Here is a 20846-nt window from a genome sequence, read left to right as displayed (position 1 = left end):
CTGGCGGCGTGAACGACGCGAAGGCCCCAGCGATCACCTTCGAGCTGGACGGCGACTACATCCCGCTCTGCGATCTCCTCAAGTTCTGCCAGATCACCGACAGCGGCGGCGCGGCCAAGCACCTCGTCGCGGAGGGCCGGGTGCGCGTCGACGGGCGCGTGGAGCTGCGTAAGGCCTGCAAAATCCGGGCGGGCCAGGTCGTCACCGGCGAGGGATACACGATCCGCGTGGTGTGACGCCCGGGAGCTCACCGGTTTGGCAGATCATGCCCATGTCTGTCGCGCATACCAGTCCTACAGTGCCCCAAACGGTGAACGCCGCGGAGGGACGCCTGCGGGGTGGCCGACCGGCCCACGGCCCGGTGAGCAAGAGGGGCGTATATGGCTTTCAGATGGACGGTGCACGGCAACGGGAAAGGGCTGGCTCCCGGGGAGGTCGTCAAGCCCGATGAGAGGCTGAGCTGGCCGCGCATGGTCGGCATCGGCGCCCAGCACGTGATCGCCATGTTCGGCGCGACCTTCGTCTTCCCCCTCGTGATGGGGCTGGACCCGAACACGGCCGTGATGATGTCGGGTGTCGCGACGATCCTGTTCCTGCTCTTCACCCAGGGGCGGATCCCCAGCTACCTGGGCACGTCGGCGTCGTTCGTCGGCGGCGTGGTGGCGGTGCGGGCGGCGTTCGGCGGCGACACCCCGGGGGCCGACCAGGTGGTGACCGGCGCGATCCTCGTCGCCGGCCTGGTGCTCGCCCTGTGCGGCGTGGCGATCCACGTGCTCGGCGTGCAGATCATCCACCGGATCTTCCCGCCGGTCGTGACCGGCGCCGTGGTCATGCTGATCGGCTTCGGCCTGGCGTACGTCGTGGCCGACGTCTACTGGCCGCAGGACCCGTGGATCGCGCTGATCACGATGGTCGCGACCTTCGTGTTCATCGTGCTGTTCCGCGGCTTCCTCGGCCGGATCGGCGTGCTGCTCGGGCTGGTCTTCGGGTTCGTCGTGTCGTGGCTCGCCGACAAGGTCTTCGGGAACATCACCGCCTACAACGCGGGCACCGGGAAGATCGACACCCATCCCCGGGTGAGCTTCCAGGCCGTCGCCGACGCCGACTGGATCGGGCTGCCGCACTTCCACGCGCCGTCGTTCCAGGCGTCGGCCGTGCTGGTGGTGCTGCCCGCCGTGATCGCCCTGATCGCGGAGAACGTCGGCCACGTCAAGGCCGTGGGCCAGATGACCGGCGCGGACGTCGACCCCCAGATGGGCAAGGCGATCATCGCCGACGGCGTCGGCACCGCGGTCGCGACCGCCGTCGGCGGCTCGCCCACCACGACGTACGCCGAGAACATCGGCGTCATGGCGGCCACCCGGGTCTACTCGACGGCCGCCTACTACATCGCCGCGATCATCGCGATCCTGTTCGGCCTGTGCCCCAAGTTCGGCGCGCTGGTCGCCGCCACGCCCGGCGGCGTGCTCGGCGGCGTCACGGTCATCCTGTACGGCATGATCGGATTGCTCGGCGCGAAGATCTGGGTGGAGAACCGCGTGGACTTCGCCGATCCGGTCAACATGGTGCCGATCGGTGCGGGCATCATCCTCGCGATCGGGCCGGTCACCCACCAGATCACCGGCGACTTCTCGCTCGCCGGGATCGCGCTCGGCACGATCGTGGTGCTCGCCGGCTATCACCTGCTCCGCGCCATCGCGAGCAGACGAGCGAAGGAGGTCACGGGTGGGGAGATCGGGCTCGAACGCGACCCGGCGGTCTGAGCGGCCCGCGCCGCGGGTGCGATCGCGGTGAAACCGCCTCCGTTCGACTACCACGGCCCGGTCACCCTCGGCGAGGCGCTCGACGTCCTCGCCGAGGCCGGGCCCGGCGGGAAGGTGCTGGCGGGCGGCCAGAGCCTGATCCCGCTGCTCAACATGCGCCTGGCCGCGCCCGCCCACATCGTCGACGTCAACCGCGTGCCCGGCCTGGACGGGATCGAGGCCGGGCCTGTGGGCGTACGCGTCGGGGCCCTGGCCCGGCACGCCGCCGTGGAGCGCTCGCCGCAGGCCGCCGCCGTGCTGCCGCTGCTGCGGCAGGCGCTGCGGCTGGTCGCCCATCCCGTGATCCGCAACCGCGGCACGGTGGTGGGCAGCCTCGTGCACGCCGACCCCGCCGCCGAGATGCCCGCCGTGCTCGCGCTGCTCGGCGGGTCCGTACGGCTGGCGAGCCGGGACGGGGAGCGGGAGGTGCCGGCCGCGGAGTTCTTCACCGGCCCGATGGAGTCGGCGGTGCGGCCCGGTGAGCTGGCCGTGTCGGCGTTCTTCCCTGCGCTGCCCCCGCGGTCGGGCACTGCCTTCCACGAGGTGGCCCGGCGGCACGGCGACTACGCGGTGGCCGGGGTGGCCGCCGCCGTCACGCTCGGCGAGGACCTGCGCGTCGCCGCCGCCCGTGTCGCCTGCGTGAGCGTGGGACCGGTCCCCGTCGTCGTGGACGTGACCCCGGCGTGCGGCCCTGGCCCGGCCGCCGGGGCCGACTGGGAGGCGGTGGCGGGAGCCGTACGGGACCGGGTCGATCCGGAGGGCGACATCCACGCGACGGCTGACTACCGGCGGCACCTCACCGGGGTGCTCGCCGCACGGGCGCTGCGGGACGCGGCCTTCGCGGCCCGCGGGGAGGAATCGTGAACGAGACACGCCATCACGTGACGCTGACGGTCAACGGCGTCGTGCGGGAGGCGACGGTGCCGGGGCGGCGGCTGCTGTCCGACTGCCTGCGCCACGACCTCGGCCTCACCGGCACCCACGTGGGCTGCGAGCACGGCGTCTGCGGCGCCTGCACGGTGCTGCTCGACGGAGAGCCGGTGCGGTCGTGCCTGACGTTCGCCGTCACGGCGGACGGCCACGAGATCACGACGGTGGAGGGGCTGGCGCGCGACGGCGAGCCGTCGCCGGTGCAGCGGGCCTTCAGCGAGTGTCACGCCCTGCAGTGCGGGTTCTGCACCCCGGGGTTCCTGTGCACGGTCACCGCGTTCCTGCGCGACAACCCCGTGCCCACCGAGGAGGAGGCGCTGGAGGCCGTGGCGGGCAACCTGTGCCGGTGCACCGGCTACCAGAACATCCTCAAGGCGGTCCACCGCGCCGCCGAGCTGCAGGCGGAGGAGGGCCGGTGACGACGAAGCTGTTCGGCGAGCCGGTCCGGCGGCGCGAGGACGACCGGCTGATCACCGGGCGGGGGCGCTACCTCGACGACCTGGGCGAGGGCGCGCTGGCCGCCGCCTTCGTCAGGTCGCCGCACGCCCACGCGCGGATCCTCGACATCGACGTGTCGGACGCCGTCGACGTCGAGGGACTGGTCGCGATCTACACGTGGGAGGACCTGCCGGGCGCGCTGGCCGAGCCGCTGCCGCTGCTGATCCCGCATCCCGCGCTCACCCACGGCCGTACGGCGTACCCGCTGGCCAGGGAGATCGTGCGGCACGTCGGCGAGCCGGTCGTGATGGTCGTCGCCCGCGATCGCTACCTCGCCGAGGACGCCTGCGCCCTGATCCGGGTCGACTACGAGATCCTCAAGCCGGTCGTCGGCATCGAGGAGGCCGTGCGCGGGGTCCATCTCGTGCACGAGGACGTGCCGGGCAACGTCGGCGCGCACCTCGTGCAGGAGGTGGCGGGACCGGGCGGCGTGACCGCGCGCGAGGCGATCGACGCCGCCCCGCACACGCTGGAGTTCCGCCTCGACATCGAGCGCAGCGCGAGCATGCCCCTGGAGGGGAGGGGCGTGTACGCCCGATGGGACGCCGACGACGAGTCGCTGCGCGTCTACACCTCCACCCAGACGTCCACGAGCGTGCGGATGGCGATCGCGGCCAAGCTCGGGCTGCCGCTGCCCAAGGTGGAGGTGATCGCGCCCGACGTCGGCGGCGGGTTCGGCGTCAAGATCGTCCATCCGTGGCCGGAGGAGGTCCTCGTGCCGTGGGCCGCCCGGCTGCTCGGCCGTGAGGTCAAGTGGACCGAGGACCGGCGTGAGCACTTCATCTCCTCCTCCCACGAGCGCGGCCAGGTCCAGCACGTGCGGGTCGGGTTCGACGACGAGGGGCGCGTCCTCGGGCTGGACGTCGAGATCCTGCACGACCACGGCGCGTACACGCCGTACGGGATCATCGTGCCGATCATCACCTCCACGCAGCTGCTCGGGCCGTACAAGGTGGGGGCCTACCGGGTCGAGTTCTCCTCGATCTACACCAACACCGTCCAGGTCACGCCTTATCGGGGTGCGGGCCGCCCGCAGGGCGTGTACTGCATGGAGCGGACGATGGACCGCATCGCCGCCCATCTCGGCAGGGACCGCACCGAGGTCCGCGCGGCCAACTTCATCCAGCCGGACGAGTTCCCGTACGACCAGGGCCTGACGTTCCAGGACGGACGGCCGCTGATCTACGACAGCGGCGACTATCCCGAGGCGCTGCGCCTGCTCAAGGAGCTGATCGGCTGGGACTCCTTCCCCGAGGAGAAGGCCCGCGCGGCGGCCGAGGGCCGCCGGATCGGCATCGGCGTCGGCTGCTACGTCGAGGGCACCGGCGTCGGGCCGTACGAGGGCGGGCACGTGCAGGTCACCTCCGACGGCCGGGTGCACGTCTCGACCGGGCTGACCTCGCAGGGGCAGGGGCACGAGACCGTGTTCGCGCAGATCGCGGCCGCCGAGCTCGGGGTGCCCATCGAGAAGGTGTCGGTCGTCACCGGCGACACCCGGCGTTTCGGGTACGCCGTGGGCACCTTCGCCTCACGGGCGGCAGTGATGAGCGGCAACGCGATCGCGCTCGCCTGCCGGAAGGTCAGGGAGAAGGCACTGCGGATCGCCGCCGAGGCGCTGGAGGCCGACCCGCGCGACCTGGAGATCACCGACGGGATGGTCCACGTCGCCGGCGTGCCGTCGGCGTCGATCCCGCTGGCGACCGTCGCCGTGCTGTCCAACCCGCTGCGCTACGCCTTCGACGAGGAGGCCAGACGGGCCACGCAGTTCGCCGGTCCCGCCTCCGACGACCGGCCGCCGGTGGCCGAGGGCGAGGAGCCGGGGCTGGAGGGCCGGGACTACTACTCGCCGATCAGGTCCACCTTCGCGGCCGGCATGCACGCGGCCATCGTGGAGACCGACCCCGACACCGCCGAGATCAGGATCCTGCGGTACGCCGTCGTCCACGACTGCGGCAGGCTGATCAACCCGATGATCGTCGAGGGCCAGATCCACGGCGGGGTCGCCCAGGGCGTCGGCGGCGCGCTCTACGAGAAGATGGCCTACGACGAGCACGGCCAGCTGCTGAACGCCTCGTTCATGGACTTCCTGATGCCCTACGCCACCGAGGTGCCGCGCATCGAGACGGCCCACCTGGAGACGCCCTCGCCGCTGAACCCGCTCGGCATCAAGGGCGCGGGGGAGGCCGGGGTCATCCCCGTCTCGGCCGTCATCGCCTCCGCGGTCGAGGACGCCGAGGGCATCACGATCACCCGGATGCCCATCTCCCCCTCCGACCTCTACACCCTGCGCCACGACCGCTGACCCCGTCAGAGCGCCGGAGTCACGTCCGTGTGAACGAAGTCGTCACCCTTGAACAGGAGTGGTTCCCCGCACTCTCTCGCGAGCGCGTAGGAGAAGCAGTCGCCGAAGTTCAGTCCCGCTTTGTGACCGCTCCCCCTGCCGTAGTCCCAGTAGGCCCGGCGCGCGGTCCGGGCCTGCTCAGGCGTGACCGGCATGATCTGCGCCCTCATCCGGGCGAGAAGGTCGTCCAGGAGCCGTGACGCAGCAGGGTCACGCGCACGCTCGACCACCGCGGCCAGCTCGACGTAGGTCCCCGCCGAGATCCGTCGCGTCGGCGCGTCTCTGATGGCTCTGGCCAGGTCGACGGCGTCCGGCTCTCCGTTGATGATCGCGATGATCGCGCTCGTGTCGATGATCACGACGGAAGCCCGGTCTCAGGGTCGTAGAGGAAGTCGCTTGACAGCTCGACCCCACCCACTCGCGAGCGGATCCTCGCGGCAAGGGCGAGGATGTCGTCTGCCATCGCGGCGTCCTCGGTCTGCCGAAGCTTGGCGAGCAGCCGCTCGTGCCTCTCCCGCAGGGCGGAAATGACGGCGGCGGTCTTGCTCTCGCCAGTGAGCGCCCCGATCTCGGCCGCCAATCGCTCGGCCTCGGGATTCTTGATGTTCAAGCTCATGGCCGCCCCTTTCTACCCTGTCTACCTTAGGACTCTACCCTTTCTGCCGTTCCTGGATCAGGAGACTTGGGCCGTGAGGCGCTTGCGGAAGACCCAGTAGGTCCAGGCCTGGTAGGCGATGACGCCCGGCAGGGCGAACAGGCCGATCCAGGTGAGGACGGTCAGCGTGTACGGCGCCGAGGCCGCCTCGGCCAGCGTGAGCCCGGGCAGGGGAGCGGACCACAGCACGCCGAAGACGGTGGCGGTCGTGGCGGCGATCGCCGTCGCGGTCGCGACGAAGGCCCAGCCCTCCCGGCGGCCCCACACCAGCGTCACCCCGGCCGCCAGCGCCGCGGCGGCGAGCAGGGCCGTGCCGAGCGTCCACATCGGCCCCATGCCGGGCACGGACGGCAGCACGGCGAGCGCGACCGGCAGCGCGCCGGCGGCCGCGAGCAGCGCGGCGCGCCGGGCGCGGGCGCGGACCCCGCCGGTCGTCTTGAGCGCCACGAACACCGCGCCGTGCAGCACGGCCACCGACAGCGACAGGGCCCCGCCCAGCATGGTCGCCAGCGCCGTGCCGAACAGCAGGTTGCCGAAGATCGCGCCCCACAGGAACGCCGGGAGCACGCTACCGGTGACGATCCCGGCGTCGCACAGCGCGACCTCGCGCCGGGAGTGGACCTTGCCCCGCCACTCCAGGCCCACCCCACGGAGGATCAGGCCGGTGATGACGAGGAAGACCGGCAGGTAGAAGCTGCTGAGCAGGCCCGAATACCAGGCGGGGAAGGCGGCGAACATCGCCCCGATCGCGGTGATCAGCCACACCTCGTTGCCGTCCCAGACCGGCCCGATGGTGCCGAGCACCTGCCTGCGGTCGGCCTCCGACCGCGACAGCAGCGGCAGCAGCGCCCCCACGCCGAAGTCGAACCCCTCCAGGACGAAGTAACCCGTCCAGAGGAACGCGATCACGATGAACCAGAAGGTCGTCATCTCGTGGCTCCTCAGTACATGAGCGTCGGCGTGAGCCGCGCCTCGTCGGGCCGGGTGGGAACGGTGCCCGAGGGCGCGTTCTCGACCGGCGGCAGCTCCGGGCCCGCCTTGACGTGCCGCACCAGCAGCACGCCCTCGGCCAGCGCCAGCACGCCGTACAGGACCGTGAAGACCGCCAGGGTGATCGCGACCTCGCCGAGCGAGACGCCGGGCGACACGCTCGCGGCCGTCATGAGCTCGCCCTGGACGGTCCACGGCTGGCGGCCGATCTCGCTGAGCAGCCAGCCCGAGATGATCGCGACGATGGGCAGCGGGAGCGCCAGAACGCACAGGCGGGCGAACCAGCCGGGCACCGGCTTCGCCGTTCCGCCGCGCCGGCGCCGCCGGGTCAGCCACAGGCCGAGCACCGACAGGCCGACCGTGGTCATGCCGAAGACGATCATCACGCGGAACGACCAGAACACGACCGGCAGGTTCGGGACGTAGTCGGCCGGTCCGAAGGCCTTCGCATAGCGCGCCTGGATGTCGTCGACGCCCTGGACGGTCGCGCCGGGGTCGTGCGCGGAGAGCAGGCTGAGCAGCCCGGGCACCTCGACGCCGGGCACGATCGAGAACGGCGCCCCGGCGGTGTCGTGGCGCAGGCCCTCCGCCGCGGCGAGCTTCATCGGCTGCTGCTCGTGCAGCAACCGGCCGGACAGGTCGCCGGTGCCGGCGACGACCGCCCCCGCGATCGCCGTCATGACGAGCGCGGCGCGCAGGCTCGTACGCCACATGTCCGGGACGCGGCGCATCGGCACGGTCGCGTTCTGGACGGCCTGGGCGCTCCGGCGGCCGGGCAGCACGCGCAGGCCGCGCTCGCGCAGGATGCGGTAGCCCGCGACGGAGATGACGAACCCGCCCGCCACGACGAACGAGCCGGCGACGACGTGCGGCACCTGGGCGAGGGCAGTCGAGTTGGTCAGCACCGCCCACAGGTCGGTCATCCTGGCCCTGCCGTCCACGACCTCGTAGCCGACCGGGTGCTTCATCCAGGCGTTGGCCGCGAGGATGAAGTACGCCGACAGGTTGGAGCCGATGACGGCGGCCCACAGGCAGGCGAGATGGACGCGCTTGGGCAGCCGGTCCCAGCCGAAGATCCACAGGCCGAGGAACGTCGACTCCAGGAAGAACGCGAGCAGCGCCTCCAGCGCCAGCGGCGCGCCGAACACGTCGCCGACGAAGGTCGAGTATTCGCTCCAGTTCATCCCGAACTGGAACTCCTGGACGATGCCGGTGACCACGCCCATGGCGAAGTTGATCAGGAAGAGCTTGCCGAAGAACTTCGTGAGCCTGAGGTAGTGCTCCTTGCCCGTCCGCAGCCAGGCGGTCTGGAGCCCGGCGACGTAGACGCCCAGCCCGATCGTCAGAGGTACGAAGAGAAAGTGGTAGACGGTGGTGACCCCGAACTGCCACCGTGCCAGGTCAAGCGCGTCCATGTCTCCCTCACGCCAGAGAGCTCTACAGCTTGTAGTTCTATGTTCAGTAGTACTACAAGCTGTAGAGCAATAGGGTTCCGCGGTGTGCGATCTTCGTCACAGCCGGGCGAAGTCCCGCCCCGTTCGCGGTGTCCCCGTCGCCTGCAGTGCCGGCCATGCCGGCCATGCCGGCCGGATCGTCCCGGTCGCCGGGGACTGACGGTCCCGGACCGCCGGGAGCGCCTCCTGGGGAGGCGCGCGATCAAGGATGGGCGAACGAGGGCAAGTGCCGCGTCCGTCGTGCGGGTGATTCCCCCGTACGCCGCGCGGTTGACCATGCGGGGGCCGGCATCGGTGGACGGGCGTACGCGCCGGGGCACTTCTGCGCGGCGACGGCGGAGAACGGCCGATAGCCGGCCGCGCCGCCGGGCATGTGAACTCTGCACGAGCACGACGCCGTGCCGGGGCAGATCTTGCCGTTCTCGCCGAACCGGTGATTCTCTAGGGTGCTCGGCATCGGAGGTGGGCGCATGAAGGTCTCAGGCAGCGCGCTGGTCGCGGTGGAGCGCAAGCGGGTCTGGGACGCCCTCCAGGACCCCGGCGTCCTGGTCAGGACGATCCCCGGTTGCGAGCGCCTGGAGACGATCGGCGAGAACGTGTACGCGATGACGGTGACGGCGGGGGTCGCCTCGATCAAGGGCGTCTACCAGGGCGAGGTGGCGCTGCGCGACCAGGAGGAGCCCGACCGGTTCACGCTCGGCGCGCGCGGTCAGGGCGCGCCCGGCACGGTCGAGGCGACCGTGGCCGTACGGCTCAGCGACGCCGAGGGCGGCACCCGGGTCGACTACGACGCCGACGCCGTCGTCGGCGGCATGATCGGCGGCGTGGGGCAGCGGATGCTCGCCTCGGTCGCGAAGAAGACCGCGGGGGAGTTCTTCTCCGCCGTCGAGCGGCACCTGCTGTCGGTCCCCGTCGCAGGCACGGCCGTCGTCGCGGCGGGGCCGGGAGCGGCGGCCGGTGACGAGCGTGCGGTGGTGCCGGCGGCCGTGACAGGGGAGGCCGCGCCACGCGTGTTCACGCGCGAGGCCGCCCCGGCGGCGCGTCGCCAGGGCGTGCCGGCCTGGACGATGCTCGCGGCGTTCGGCACCGGCGCCGGGGTGGCGCTCGGCAGCGCCGTCATCGGCTGGCTCCTCGGCCGCCGGAGCCGCCGCGGGTAGGCCGCCGCGGGCAAGGGCGGACGCCGCGAGCCGCGGTGGTGTGGCAGACCTGGAAGCGTTCGGCCGCGCGGCGGATGCTCCCGCCCTCCCCGACGACGCAGAGGTGTCGAGGGCTTTCCCGCCGGGGTGCGGTGTGGTCGCCGCACACCGAGCCGGGAAAGTTTTCACCCGCGGCAACCTGGGCGAGCGTGGTCAGCGGACCGGGGAGGCGACGGCGGCGGGCGCGTCCCAGTCGATGCGGTAGCGCTGCTCCGGGCCCACGGTCTTGTCCGGATTCATGACCGTCTTCAGCATCAGCGGCATGAGAAGCGGAATCAGCCTCCGCATGACCGGGCCCGGTGTCTTGGCATGGTTGATCTTGGCGGTGCGCGCCGCCACCTTCTCCACCCGGCTGCGGCGGAGCCGCTCGTACGTGGCGAACGCCCGCGGCACGTCCTCGATGTCCCGCAGGCAGCGGGCGAGCTGGACGGCGCTCTCGATCGCGAGCGACGCGCCCTGCCCCGAGCTGTTCGACGGCGCGTGGGCGGCGTCGCCGACCAGGACCATCCGGTCGCGGTGCCAGCGCGGCACGCTGGGCATGATGTAGAGCGCCCCCGTCACCAGCATCGACGTCACCGGGGTGTGCCGGATGAGGTCACCACCGGGCACGTCGTCGCCGTACGTCTTCCGCAGGGTGCGCATCCACTCCTCGCGCGGCACCTCGCGGGCCTGGGCGAGGGACAGGGGCCGGTCGTAGGGCAGGTTGACGCCCCAGGTGGTGCCGCCCGCGGCGTTGCGCCAGTAGAGGTAGTAGCCGCGCCTGCCGAAGGCGAAGACCGTCGTCTCCGGATCCTCGGGCACCTCGTACGTCGAGACGCCCTCCACGCCGATCATCCCGGTCCACTTCGGGCCGGGCGCGTGCGGGTCGATGAGCCGGCGGACGGTGGAGTGGACGCCGTCGGCGCCGACCAGGACGTCGAACCCGGCCCGGCCGCCGTCGGCGAAGATCGCCGTGGTGCCCTCGACCCCGGTGAGCCGTCTGCCGTACTCGACCGCGACGCCCTGCTTCACGAGCTGGTCGCGCAGCGCCCGGTAGATGTCGGCGCGCCGGACCATGTGCATCGGTCCGACCTCGGACAGGCTGGGCAGCTCCAGGCGCGTGCGGCCGGCGAGCGACATGACCGAGCGCGTGACGGGCTGCGCGGCCGCCCGCACCGCGCCGGCCACACCGACGATCTCCAGCGCCGCCAGGCCGTTGGGGGCGAGGCCGAGTGATCCGCCTGCCTCGTCGGCGCTGGTCGGATAGGCCTCGTAGATGGTGACGTCCATGCCCGCCCTGCGCAGCGCCAGCGCGGTGACCGGGCCGGCGATGCCACCGCCGATGATCGCGACGTGCTTCATTTCTCCTCCTGTCGATTGACGTGCACGCCGAACCGCCATGGGAGGAGACCCGTTATCCTCGATTCGCTGCATCTTCGGGCCACCACATGCCGGTTCGAAGGTCTGCCTGGTGGCGGTGTTGCAGCACCGCCACCAGGACTAAAGGTCAGTGATCTTCTCTTCCGCGAGCTCCTTCATCTCCGCTGACAGCCCGCCGGCCTCGTGGAAGCCCCGCCACTCCGCCAGGCCGGGGAACGTGCCGGAGGTCAGCTCGTCGAGCAGGGCCGCGACCCAGCGCTCTTCCGCCCTGAGCATCGCCAGGTCGTACTCCGTCTCGATGAGGAACAGACGCGGCACCTGCAGGTCGTCACGTTCATGGAACTCCTCCAGCTCGGCGATCCCCCTCCTGATCGCCGAGAGCCGGTCGGTGAGCAGCCCGGCCACGTCGTCCGGGGGGAGCACGGCCATGACCGACAGCCCGGCGCGGAAGCGCGGGAACTCCATCTGGGGGACGCCGAGCAGTTCCCGGGTCCAGTCGACCAGCTCCTCCCGGCCCGCCTCGGTGATCCGGTAAACGGTCCGCTCCGGGCGGCGCCCCTGGCGGCCGCTCTCCAGTTCCTCGATCAGCCCGTGCTTGGCCAGGTTTCCGACGACCGTGTACAGGGATCCCCACTTGATCCCCATGTCGTGCTCTTTGTTCCAGCCGCGCAGGGCCGCCGCCATCTCGTACGGATGCATCGGCCGGTGCGCGAGCGCGGAGAGCACCGCCAGCGCCAGCAGGTTCGCCACCTTGCGCCGCTTCGCCATGGACGATCACCCTCTTGTCCGTTTACTCGCACACGAATATACGGATGCGAGTACGCGGGTCGCAAGGCCGATCGAATCCCCGCCGGCGGGGAATCCACTGCCGGAGGCGCTGGTTGGGACATGTCGTGAAAGTCGAGATCTTCTCCGATGTCGTGTGTCCGTGGTGCTACATCGGTCACCACCGTCTCCATCAGGCCGTACGCCTCTACGAGGGGCCCGTAGAGATCGCCCATCGCCCGTTCCAGCTCGACCCGGACGGGGTCTCCAGCGGTGAGCCGCTGCTGAGCGCGCTGGAGCGCAAGTTCGGCGGCGCCGCCCAGGTGGCGCAGATGACCGGTCACGTCGCGGGCGTGGCGGCGCAGGACGGGCTGAAGCTCCGCTTCGACCGCGCGATCGCCGCCAACACCTTCGAGGCGCACCGGCTGATCGGGCTGGCCGGCCGCGCCGGGCGCGACGCGGACATGACCGACCGGCTCTTCCGGGCGCACTTCACCGACGGCCTCGACGTCGGCGACCCCGCCACGCTGGCCACTCTCGCCGCCGAGGTGGGAGTCGAGGACACGGGCGAGGGAGCCGGCGAGGTGCGCGCGGACCTCGCCCGCGCCCGCGAGCTCGGCATCCGCGCCGTCCCGCTGTTCCTGTTCGAGGAGAAGTTCGCCGTGTCGGGCGCGCAGCCCGTCGAGACGCTCGTGGCCGCCCTGCGTGAGGTCGAGCAGCGTACGGCGCAGGAGAGGGCCGCACGCGTGCCGGGCGGCGACGGCTGCGACGACGGCGCCTGCGCGGTGTAGGCCGCTGGTCCGGGCAGGGTCTGACGACAGGACGGCGATTCTTCGGCAGAGTGCGCCGGTTCTTCCGATCGGCGGCGATCGGTAAACACGGAGCATGTCCAGCGTGCGCATCGGGGTCGACACTGGCGGCACCTTCACCGACGTCGTGCTCGTCGACGAGGAGTCCGGCCGGATCGTCACGACCAAGACTCCCTCGACTCCTGCCAACCCGGCCGACGGGTTCATGGCAGGCGTGCACAAGGTGCTCGAGGCCCACGCGGGGTCCCGCGCCCTCGACGCCGTGTCCGCACTCGTCCACGGCACCACCGTCGCCACCAACCAGTTGCTGGAGGACCGCCCGGACGGCACGTCGCACCTGGGCTTCGTCACCACGGAGGGCTTCGAGTTCGTCCTGGAGATCGCCCGGCAGAGCGTGCCGGACGGGTACGGCAACTCCTACTTCTGGGTCAAGCCGCCGCGGATCGTGCCCGTCCACCGGGTGCGTACGGTCGGGGGGCGGCTCGACCACCTCGGCCGCGAGGTCCGGCCGTTCGACGAGGAGCAGGCCGCGGACGCCGCGCGGTGGTTCAAGGCGCGCGGCGTCACCGCGATCGGGGTGTGCTTCCTGCACTCCTACGCCAACCCGGAGCACGAACGGCGGATGCGCGCGGTGCTGGAGCGCGAGCACCCCGAGGCGGTCGTGTCGCTGTCGAGCGACGTGCTGCGCGAATACCGGGAGTACGAGCGGTCGGTGACCACGCTGGTGGACGCGGCGGTCAAGCCGATCATGCGGCGATACATCGACAACCTGTCGGAGCGGCTGGGCCGGCCGTTCTCGGTCATGAAGAGCAACGGCGGCGTGCTGTCGGCGGCCGAGGTGGTGCACCAGCCGATCACGACCGTGCTGTCCGGTCCGGCGGCGGGGGCGCTCGGCGCGGCGCTTATCGCGAGCACCGCCGGGCACCCGAGCGTCATCACCCTCGACGGCGGCGGCACCTCCACCGACGTGGCCGTCGTGGTGGACGGGGAGCCGTCGCTGACGACCGAGGGCAGCATCGGCCGCTACCCGTGCAAGATCCCGATGATCGACATCGTCACGGTCGGGGCGGGCGGCGGGTCCATCGCCTGGATCTCCCCCGAGGGCACGCTGAAGGTCGGCCCGAGATCGGCGGGTGCGGACCCCGGGCCGATCTGCTACGGCAGGGGCGGCACCGAGGTGACGGTGACCGACGCGCACGTCTTCCTCGGCCGGGTGCCTCCGCACCTGCTCGGCGGCGAGATCCCCCTCGACGTCGCCGCCGCCCGGGCGGGCGTCGAAGCGCTGGCGGGCCGTCTCGGGCTGACCCCGGAGCGCTGCGCCACCGGGATCCTGGAGATCAGCGCGTTCAACCAGTCCAACGCGATCAGGCAGATCACCGTGCAGCGCGGCCTCGACGTGCGGGACTTCCCGATGGTCGCCTTCGGCGGCTCCGGGCCGTTGCTGGCCTGCCGGCTCATCGACGTCCTCGGGCTGCGGGCCGCGATCGTCCCGCCCGATCCCGGGAACGTGTCCGCGTTCGGCCTGCTCACCGTGGACGTGAAGAACGACTACGTCCGCACGTACGTCGCCCGCGACCCCTCGCCCGAGGTGGTCGCCGGAATCCTGGCCGGCCTGGAGGCCGAGGCCGCCGCCGCGCTCGACCGCGAGGGCTTCACCGGGCACGTGTACGCGCGCAGCGCCGACCTGCGCTACTACGGCCAGGCGTACGAGGTGCGGGTGCCCGCCCCCGACGGCCCCGTCGACGCGGCATGGCTCGCCGAGGTCGCCGAGCGGTTCCACGCCGAGCACGAGAGGCTCTACGGGTACGGCTACCGCGACGACCCCCGCCACGCCGTCGAGTGGGTCAACCTGCGGGTGTCCGGCATCGGCCCGATCACCCGGCCGAAGATCGCGCGCAGGCCCCTCCAGGAGGACGAGCCGAGCCCGGTCGCGACCCGCGACGTGTTCTTCGAGCAGTGGGCCAGGACCGTGATCTACCGCCGGGCCGACCTCGGCGCGGGCGCGGTGGTGCGCGGCCCGGCCGTGATCGAGGAGTACGGCTCGACCCTGCCGGTGCATCCCGGCTTCACGGCGACCATGGACGACTACGGCAACCTCGTGGTGGTGAGCGATGACCGGTAGGACCGCCGACCCCGTGCTCGTGGAGATCGTGGAGGGCACGCTCGCCTCGGTCGAGAAGGAGGTCGAGACGGCGATCGCGCGTACGGCGAGGTCGCCGATGATCCGCGACGCCCACGACTTCCGCGCCGGCATCCACGACGTGCGGCTGCGCAAGCTGACCGGGCGGTCCTACTCGGCGCTGGTGCAGCCGGTCGTCCGCGACTTCCCGATCGAGACGATGCGGCCCGGCGACGTGTTCTTCCACAACGACGTCTACCTCTCCGAGGGCGGCATCGGTCACCTGCCCGACCTGTGCGTGACGGTGCCGGTCTTCCACGGCGGCGAGGTCGTCGCGTTCGTCCAGGCGTTCGGCCACCATGACGACATCGGCGGCGCGGTGCCGGGGTCGATGCCGTCGCACGCGCGCAGCGCGTTCGAGGAGGGCCTGATGGTCCCGCCGATCAAGCTGTGGGACCAGGGCGTGCCCAACCGCGCCGCGCTCACCATCATGACCCGCAACTCCCGGATGCCCGACTCGCTGGCCGGGGACCTCGACGCGGAGTGCTCGGCCTGCCTCATGGGCGCCCGGCGGCTCGGCGAGCTGTTCGGCCGGTACGGCCGGGAGGCGGTCGAGGCGTGCTTCGACGCGATCATCGACAAGACGACCGAGACGTTCCGCCGCGAGCTGCTCGCGAAGATCCCCGAGGGTGTGCACGTCTGGGAGGACTACGCCGAGCACGACGGCGTGGACGAGCCGCGCCTGCACGCCCAGCGGATCACGCTCACCGTCGATCATTCGGCGGAGACCCCGCTGACCATCGACTTCACCGGCACCTCGCCCCAGGCGAAGGGGCCGATCAACCACGCCGGCGACTACGCCGACGGCGTCTTCCTGAAGAAGTGGCTGGCGCCGATCCTGCGCAACCTCGCCGACACGCCCGAGCGGATGGCCGAGCTCGACGTCAACGAGGGCGTCGTGCCGCTGATCAAGATGGTCTTCCCGGAGAAGGGCACCCTGCTGACGCCGATCTTCCCCGCGCCCACCAACGCCCGTACGTTCGTGATCCTGCGCCTGCTCGGCGTTCTCGCGGGCGTCCTGGCCAAGGCGACCGGCGGCCGCATGCCCGCCGATCAGGAGACCATCCGCTACACCGGCGTGTACGGCGAATCGGACGACGGGCCCTATCTCATGCGCGAGGTGCTCGGCGGCGGCTCGGGCGGGCGCTGGTACGCCGACGGGGAGGACACCATCCACGTGGTGCCCGACAGCCGCAACATCCCCGTGGAGTTCGCCGAGGCACGCTGGCCGTTCCGGGTCGAGCGGCTGGGGCTGGCCGTGGACAGCGGCGGGCCGGGGGAGTTCCGCGGCGGCCTCGGCTACGACAAGCACATCCGCATGCTCCGCGACGCCTCCTTCATGTCGATCGCCGACCGCTCGATCCTGTCGTGCTGGGGCGTCAACGGCGGCCGGGCGGGCCGCCGCTTCCAGGTCACCGTGGACGGGGTGGAGATGGAGGGCCTGGTCGACGACTTCCCCGTACGCGCCGGGCAGGTCATCCGCATCCGCACCACCGGCGGAGGCGGCTGGGGCTCCCCGTACGACCGGCCCGTGGAGAAGGTGGCCGCCGACGTGCGCGACGGGAAGGTGTCGTTCGAGGGTGCGCGGGAGGACTACGGCGTCGTGCTGACCGGCACCCGCGACGACGTCGTCGTCGACGCCGAGGCGACCGAGCGCCTGCGGGAACGCCTGCGCGAGACCCGCCCCGCAGCCTTCTTCGACCGCGGCCCCGGCTATCCCAAGCTCTCCGGCGGCCTCCCGCACGCGGAGGTGGACACCCTCTGACGCGCCCCCGCGAAAGCGGCTCATTCGCCCATCTCAGCGGAACGGGTACGGGGGCACTGCCGCCCCAGGCTGCCTGGGCGGCGGTGGTTGGGGGCGGTGTCCGTGGGTAGCCGTTCAATAACGGCACAATCGGGATGGTGAGTTACAAATGGCATCTATCGTCCAGCGCATCAGGGAATACCTGCACACCCCCAAGGGGCGCGAGAACGTCGAGAAGGCCAAGACCATGGCGCGTGATCCGCAGAACCGGCAGCGAATGCGCCGCCTGATGGACCAGTGGCGCGGCCATCGCACGCATCACTGACCCGGAACCCCGGGCAGCTCCGTGCCGCCCGGGGCATCGGGAGGCGCGGTCGGGGGCTGTCTTCGGGCGGGGTGATTTGACAGTCTTGCCGGTGGAGACCGAAGGACGTTCTCCTTAGCAACCCCCGTGGAGGCTGGTTGTGCAGGGACCTCTCAGCGGCATCGTCGTCCTCGATCTGTCCCGGGCCCTCGCCGGGCCGCACTGCACGCAGATGCTCGGCGATCTGGGCGCCCATGTGATCAAAGTGGAGCACCCCGCGGGCGACGAGTCGCGCGAGTGGGGCCCCTTCGTCGGCCCGGATCATGCCATATCCACCTACTTTCTCGCGGCCAACCGCAACAAGCGCTCGATCACGGTGGACCTGAAGTCCGGGGAGGGCCGCGCTCTGGTCGAGCGGCTCGTACGGCAGAGCGACGTGCTGGTGGAGAACTTCCGCACCGGCGTGCTCGACCGCCTCGGGTTCCCCGTCGAGCGCCTGCACACGATCAACCCCCGGCTGGTGATCCTGTCCATCACCGGCTTCGGGCACGACGGTCCCGAGGGCGGCAGGCCGGGCTACGACCAGATCGCCCAGGGGGAGGCCGGGCTGATGTCGCTGACCGGGCCCTCGCCCGACGAGCCCTACCGGGTCGGGACCTCGATCGCCGACCTGCTCGCGGGCATCCACGGCGCGTACGGGGTGGTCGCGGCCCTGTACGAACGCGAGCGCACCGGCCGCGGGAGGGTCGTCAGGACGTCTCTGCTGGCGTCGATCGTGGGTGTGCACTCCTATCACGGCACCGCCTGGACCGTCGCGGGCACGGTGCCGAGGGCGGGCGGCAACCACCACACCTCCATCGCCCCGTACGGCGCTTTCACTTGCGCCGACGGCATGATCCAGATCGCGGCGGCCAACGACGGGCAGTGGCGCAAGGTCGCCCAGCTACTGGACATCGATCCCGAAATGCCAAAATATGCGACAAACAGGGATAGGTTCGCGCATCGGGAAGAGCTGATCGCCGAGATGGAGAAGGCGCTGGCGGCCCACGACCGCGAGCACTGGCTCGCGGCGTTGCGCGAGGTCGGCGTGCCCTCGGGCGCGATCCGGTCGATCGACGAGGTGTACGCCTGGGACCAGGTCCGGTCGCAGGGCCTGGTCGTCACCGTCGACCATCCGGTGCTCGGCCCGATCGAGCTGCCCGGCCCGCCGCTACGCTTCGACCGTGACGATCAAGCAGGAACCCCGGCGGCCGGAGAGGGACACGCGGCGCCTCCCGCCCTGGGCCAGGACAACGACGCCGTGCTCGACTGGCTGGCCGAACGGGAGCGGCGTTCGCCATGAGCAACGCTGACGCGGCCAGGCCGGACGCGCGGACGCTGATCGCGCGGGTGCTCGACGCGCACTCGTGGAAGTCGTGGGACGGTCCCCCGCGCGACCGGGCCGAGCCCGGCTCGGACTACGCAGCCGAACTCGTCCGCGCCCGGGCCAGGACGGGGTACGACGAGTCGGTCGTCACCGGAGAGGGCACGCTCGACGGGCGCCGGGTGGCCGTCGTCGCCTGCGAGTTCTCCTTCCTCGGGGGCTCGATCGGGACGGCGGCGGCCGAGCGGCTCGTCCGGGCCGTCGAGAGGGCCACCGCCGAGCGCCTGCCGCTGCTCGCCGCCCCCGCCAGCGGCGGCATCCGCATGCAGGAGGGCGCGCCGGCCTTCGCCCAGATGGTGAAGATCACCGCGGCGGTCGCCGCGCACCGCGCCGCCGGCCTGCCGTACGTCGTCTATCTGCGCCATCCCACGACGGGCGGGGTGCTCGCCTCGTGGGGATCGCTCGGGCACGTGACGGCCGCGGAGCCGGGCGCGCTCATCGGCTTCCTCGGGCCGCGGGTCTTCGAGTCGCTGCACGGCTATCCCTTCCCCAAAGGGGTCCAGGTCGCGGAGAACCTCTACTCCCACGGGCTGGTCGACGCCGTCGTCTCGGCCGAGGACGCGCGGGAGATCGCCATCCGGGTGCTGGCCGTGCTCTGCGCCCCGCGCGAGGGGCTGGACCCCGGCGGGGAACCCGATGAGGCGGCCGAACCCGTGCCGGCGTGGGAGGCCATCACCCGCTCGCGCCGCGACGACCGCCCCGGCGTGCGCGAGCTGCTCAAGTACGGCGCACGCGACGTGACCCCGTTGCACGGCACCGGCGTGGGGGAGCGCGACCCCGGCCTGCTGCTGGCGCTGGCCAGGTTCGGCGCCGCGCCCGCCGTCGTCCTCGGCCAGGACCGGCGGCGGCAGCGGACGGGCAGCACGCTCGGCCCGGCCGGGCTGCGGGTGGCCAGGCGCGGCATGCGCCTGGCCGGCGAACTGGGCCTGCCGCTGGTCACGGTCGTCGACACCGGCGGGGCGGAGCTGTCGAAGGCGGCCGAGGAGAGCGGCCTGGCCGCCGAGATCGCCCGCTGCCTGGCCGACCTCGTCATGCTCGACGCGCCGACCGTGTGCCTGCTGCTGGGGGAGGGCGCGGGCGGCGCCGCGCTGGCGCTGCTCCCGGCCGACCGGGTCGTCAGCGCGCAGCACGCCTGGCTGTCCCCGCTCCCGCCGGAGGGCGCCTCGGCCCTGATGTACCGGACCGTCGATTTCGCCCCGGAGATCGCCGCCGCCCAGGGCGTACGCGCCGCCGACCTGCGGCGGGACGGCATCGTGGACCGGATCGTGCCCGAACGGCCCGATGCGGCGTACGAGCCGGAGGAGTTCTGCCGCAGGGTCGGCCGCACGCTCGAACACGAGATCGCGGGCCTGCTGGACCGCCCGGCGGAGGAGCGGACGGCGGCCCGATTCGCTCGCTATCGGTCGCTCGGCTCCTGAACCGGCCGTCTGAACCGGGCTGTCTGAACGGGCCGTCTGAACCGGTTGTCCCAGCGGGGCGGGGCCCTCACGGGCCCTCGTGACCGTCCGGCCGGTCAACGGTGAGCGGCACCGGCACGCGCTCCACCCGGATCGCGTGGACCTCCTCGCGGGGCACGACCACCTCGTAGGCGCCGTGGTCCACCAGCCAGTAGCCGAGCGCCTCGGCCTTCAGGCCGTTGTGGCCGGTGTAGGCGATGTGCAGGCCGCCCTCCCCGCCGTCGCCGCCGTCGTCCTCGTCCAGCACGAGGCACGGCTCGCCGCCGAACGCCCCGACCGTACGCAGCAGGGTGAGCCGGTCCAGCGCCGCCCGGCTCACCCGCAGCCGCCAGTAGCCGCCCGCGTCGGTGAACCCCTCCTGCGGCGTCTCGCTGAACAGCACGACGTCGTTCCCGCCGGGCCCGACCGCGGCGGCGTAGTCCCGGTCGCGGTAGCGGGCGACGAATCCCAGGCCGACCGGCTCGATGTCGCTCATCGCGCCGGCCGCCAGGTCAGGCCGTCGTATCCGGCGAACGGACGCTCCCCGGCCGCGGTGAGGTGGACGATCTCCGCGCCCGCGGGGACCGGCATGGGCATCGTGTGGAACTGCGGCACCACCTGCTCGCGCGAGGCGGTGAAGCCGTTCCCGGTGAAGGGTGGTGCATCGCTCCAATCACCGCCCATGTGCGGGCCGTACGGGACGACGTAGGTGTCGATGTCCCGCGCGTCCCAGCGCATGATGTACAGCTCGGGCACGTCCGGCGTCAGCTCCGATCCGTCGAAACTCAGGTCGAGGGCCTCGACGAGCGCGGCGGGTGTGGTGAGGCGGTCGCAGTCCTGCACCCGGTACACGTAGCCGGAGATGATCGTGCGACGGCCCGACAGGTACGGCACGAGCAGCCGCGGCGGAACCACCTTCTGCATCCGCGTCCTGCGTCCCGGCTCGCTCATGGGGCCAAGT

Annotated in this window: 20 protein-coding genes; 12 read left to right on the top strand and 8 right to left on the bottom strand. The window is 71.9% G+C overall.

Annotated features, from left to right (window positions below; translation table 11 throughout):
* The first annotated feature begins 8 nt into the window (after window positions 1–8).
* From OHB01_RS37375 to cutA, 5 genes are all read left to right on the top strand, one after another.
* Window positions 9–236 carry an RNA-binding S4 domain-containing protein gene (locus tag OHB01_RS37375; protein ID WP_167538717.1) on the top strand — a complete coding sequence of 76 codons (228 nt, stop codon included), beginning with the start codon at window positions 9–11 and terminating at the stop codon, window positions 234–236.
* A 144-nt stretch (window positions 237–380) separates the two neighbouring features.
* Complete coding sequence (locus tag OHB01_RS37370; RefSeq protein ID WP_142645430.1) at window positions 381–1763, top strand: uracil-xanthine permease family protein; 1383 nt, start codon at window positions 381–383, stop codon at window positions 1761–1763.
* A gap of 27 nt (window positions 1764–1790) precedes the next feature.
* A complete protein-coding gene (locus OHB01_RS37365) occupies window positions 1791–2666 on the top strand; it encodes an FAD binding domain-containing protein (protein WP_328854638.1) in 876 nt (291 codons plus the stop codon).
* Window positions 2663–3151: a (2Fe-2S)-binding protein gene (locus OHB01_RS37360; RefSeq protein ID WP_142645428.1), complete on the top strand. Its 489-nt coding sequence runs from the start codon at window positions 2663–2665 to the stop codon at window positions 3149–3151. Before OHB01_RS37365 ends, OHB01_RS37360 begins: the two co-directional genes overlap by 4 nt.
* Window positions 3148–5532 (top strand): aerobic carbon-monoxide dehydrogenase large subunit, encoded by a 2385-nt coding sequence (cutA, locus tag OHB01_RS37355; RefSeq protein WP_142645427.1) that lies wholly within the window; start codon window positions 3148–3150, stop codon window positions 5530–5532. Before OHB01_RS37360 ends, cutA begins: the two co-directional genes overlap by 4 nt.
* Window positions 5533–5537: 5 nt before the next feature.
* On the opposite strand, the gene OHB01_RS37350 is transcribed toward cutA, so the two are convergent.
* Genes OHB01_RS37350 through OHB01_RS37335 form a run of 4 tightly spaced genes read right to left on the bottom strand, consistent with a single transcriptional unit; the run spans window position 5538 to window position 8631 of the window.
* Window positions 5538–5930: a type II toxin-antitoxin system VapC family toxin gene (locus tag OHB01_RS37350; protein ID WP_142645426.1), complete on the bottom strand. Its 393-nt coding sequence runs from the start codon at window positions 5928–5930 to the stop codon at window positions 5538–5540.
* A complete protein-coding gene (locus OHB01_RS37345; protein ID WP_147942388.1) occupies window positions 5927–6187 on the bottom strand; it encodes a type II toxin-antitoxin system VapB family antitoxin in 261 nt (86 codons plus the stop codon). The genes OHB01_RS37350 and OHB01_RS37345 overlap by 4 nt, the downstream gene beginning before the upstream one ends.
* Before the next feature lie 57 nt (window positions 6188–6244).
* Window positions 6245–7156 (bottom strand): cytochrome d ubiquinol oxidase subunit II, encoded by a 912-nt coding sequence (gene cydB / locus OHB01_RS37340; protein WP_142645424.1) that lies wholly within the window; start codon window positions 7154–7156, stop codon window positions 6245–6247.
* A gap of 11 nt (window positions 7157–7167) precedes the next feature.
* The gene (locus tag OHB01_RS37335) at window positions 7168–8631 is read right to left on the bottom strand and encodes a cytochrome ubiquinol oxidase subunit I (RefSeq protein ID WP_328854637.1); all 1464 of its coding nucleotides are present in this window, start codon (window positions 8629–8631) and stop codon (window positions 7168–7170) included.
* 509 nt (window positions 8632–9140) lie between these two features.
* On the opposite strand from OHB01_RS37335, the gene OHB01_RS37330 reads away from it, so the two are divergent.
* Window positions 9141–9827, top strand: a complete 687-nt coding sequence (locus OHB01_RS37330) for an SRPBCC family protein (RefSeq protein WP_142645422.1) — start codon at window positions 9141–9143, stop codon at window positions 9825–9827.
* 192 nt (window positions 9828–10019) lie between these two features.
* Here the strand turns inward: OHB01_RS37330 and OHB01_RS37325 are convergent, their stop codons facing one another.
* On the bottom strand, window positions 10020–11207 hold the full coding sequence (locus tag OHB01_RS37325; RefSeq protein ID WP_147942384.1) for an FAD-dependent oxidoreductase: 1188 nt from the start codon (window positions 11205–11207) through the stop codon (window positions 10020–10022).
* 138 nt (window positions 11208–11345) lie between these two features.
* Window positions 11346–11993, bottom strand: coding sequence for a PadR family transcriptional regulator (locus OHB01_RS37320; RefSeq protein ID WP_142645420.1), 648 nt, complete (start codon window positions 11991–11993; stop codon window positions 11346–11348).
* Window positions 11994–12118: 125 nt separating this feature from the next.
* On the opposite strand from OHB01_RS37320, the gene OHB01_RS37315 reads away from it, so the two are divergent.
* From OHB01_RS37315 to OHB01_RS37290, 6 genes are all read left to right on the top strand, one after another.
* Window positions 12119–12781, top strand: a complete 663-nt coding sequence (locus tag OHB01_RS37315) for a DsbA family oxidoreductase (RefSeq protein ID WP_328710563.1) — start codon at window positions 12119–12121, stop codon at window positions 12779–12781.
* A gap of 94 nt (window positions 12782–12875) precedes the next feature.
* Window positions 12876–14921: a hydantoinase/oxoprolinase family protein gene (locus OHB01_RS37310; protein ID WP_142645418.1), complete on the top strand. Its 2046-nt coding sequence runs from the start codon at window positions 12876–12878 to the stop codon at window positions 14919–14921.
* Entirely contained in the window at window positions 14911–16743 is a 1833-nt protein-coding gene (locus OHB01_RS37305) for a hydantoinase B/oxoprolinase family protein (RefSeq protein WP_142645417.1), read from the top strand. The genes OHB01_RS37310 and OHB01_RS37305 overlap by 11 nt, the downstream gene beginning before the upstream one ends.
* Before the next feature lie 148 nt (window positions 16744–16891).
* On the top strand, window positions 16892–17047 hold the full coding sequence (locus OHB01_RS37300) for a hypothetical protein (RefSeq protein ID WP_168065612.1): 156 nt from the start codon (window positions 16892–16894) through the stop codon (window positions 17045–17047).
* A gap of 139 nt (window positions 17048–17186) precedes the next feature.
* On the top strand, window positions 17187–18368 hold the full coding sequence (locus tag OHB01_RS37295) for a CoA transferase (RefSeq protein ID WP_328854636.1): 1182 nt from the start codon (window positions 17187–17189) through the stop codon (window positions 18366–18368).
* Window positions 18365–19867, top strand: coding sequence for a carboxyl transferase domain-containing protein (locus tag OHB01_RS37290; RefSeq protein WP_147942380.1), 1503 nt, complete (start codon window positions 18365–18367; stop codon window positions 19865–19867). The genes OHB01_RS37295 and OHB01_RS37290 overlap by 4 nt, the downstream gene beginning before the upstream one ends.
* A 67-nt stretch (window positions 19868–19934) precedes the next feature.
* On the opposite strand, the gene OHB01_RS37285 is transcribed toward OHB01_RS37290, so the two are convergent.
* Window positions 19935–20381 carry a hypothetical protein gene (locus OHB01_RS37285; protein WP_142645414.1) on the bottom strand — a complete coding sequence of 149 codons (447 nt, stop codon included), beginning with the start codon at window positions 20379–20381 and terminating at the stop codon, window positions 19935–19937.
* Entirely contained in the window at window positions 20378–20836 is a 459-nt protein-coding gene (locus OHB01_RS37280) for a hypothetical protein (RefSeq protein ID WP_240970906.1), read from the bottom strand. The genes OHB01_RS37285 and OHB01_RS37280 overlap by 4 nt, the downstream gene beginning before the upstream one ends.
* Window positions 20837–20846 lie beyond the last annotated feature (10 nt).

Source organism: Microbispora hainanensis, assembly GCF_036186745.1.
In the GTDB taxonomy this organism is placed as follows: Bacteria; Actinomycetota; Actinomycetes; order Streptosporangiales; family Streptosporangiaceae; genus Microbispora.
The sequence above is the reverse complement of the archived record's forward strand: the minus strand, read 5'-3'. Positions and strand labels throughout refer to the sequence as shown.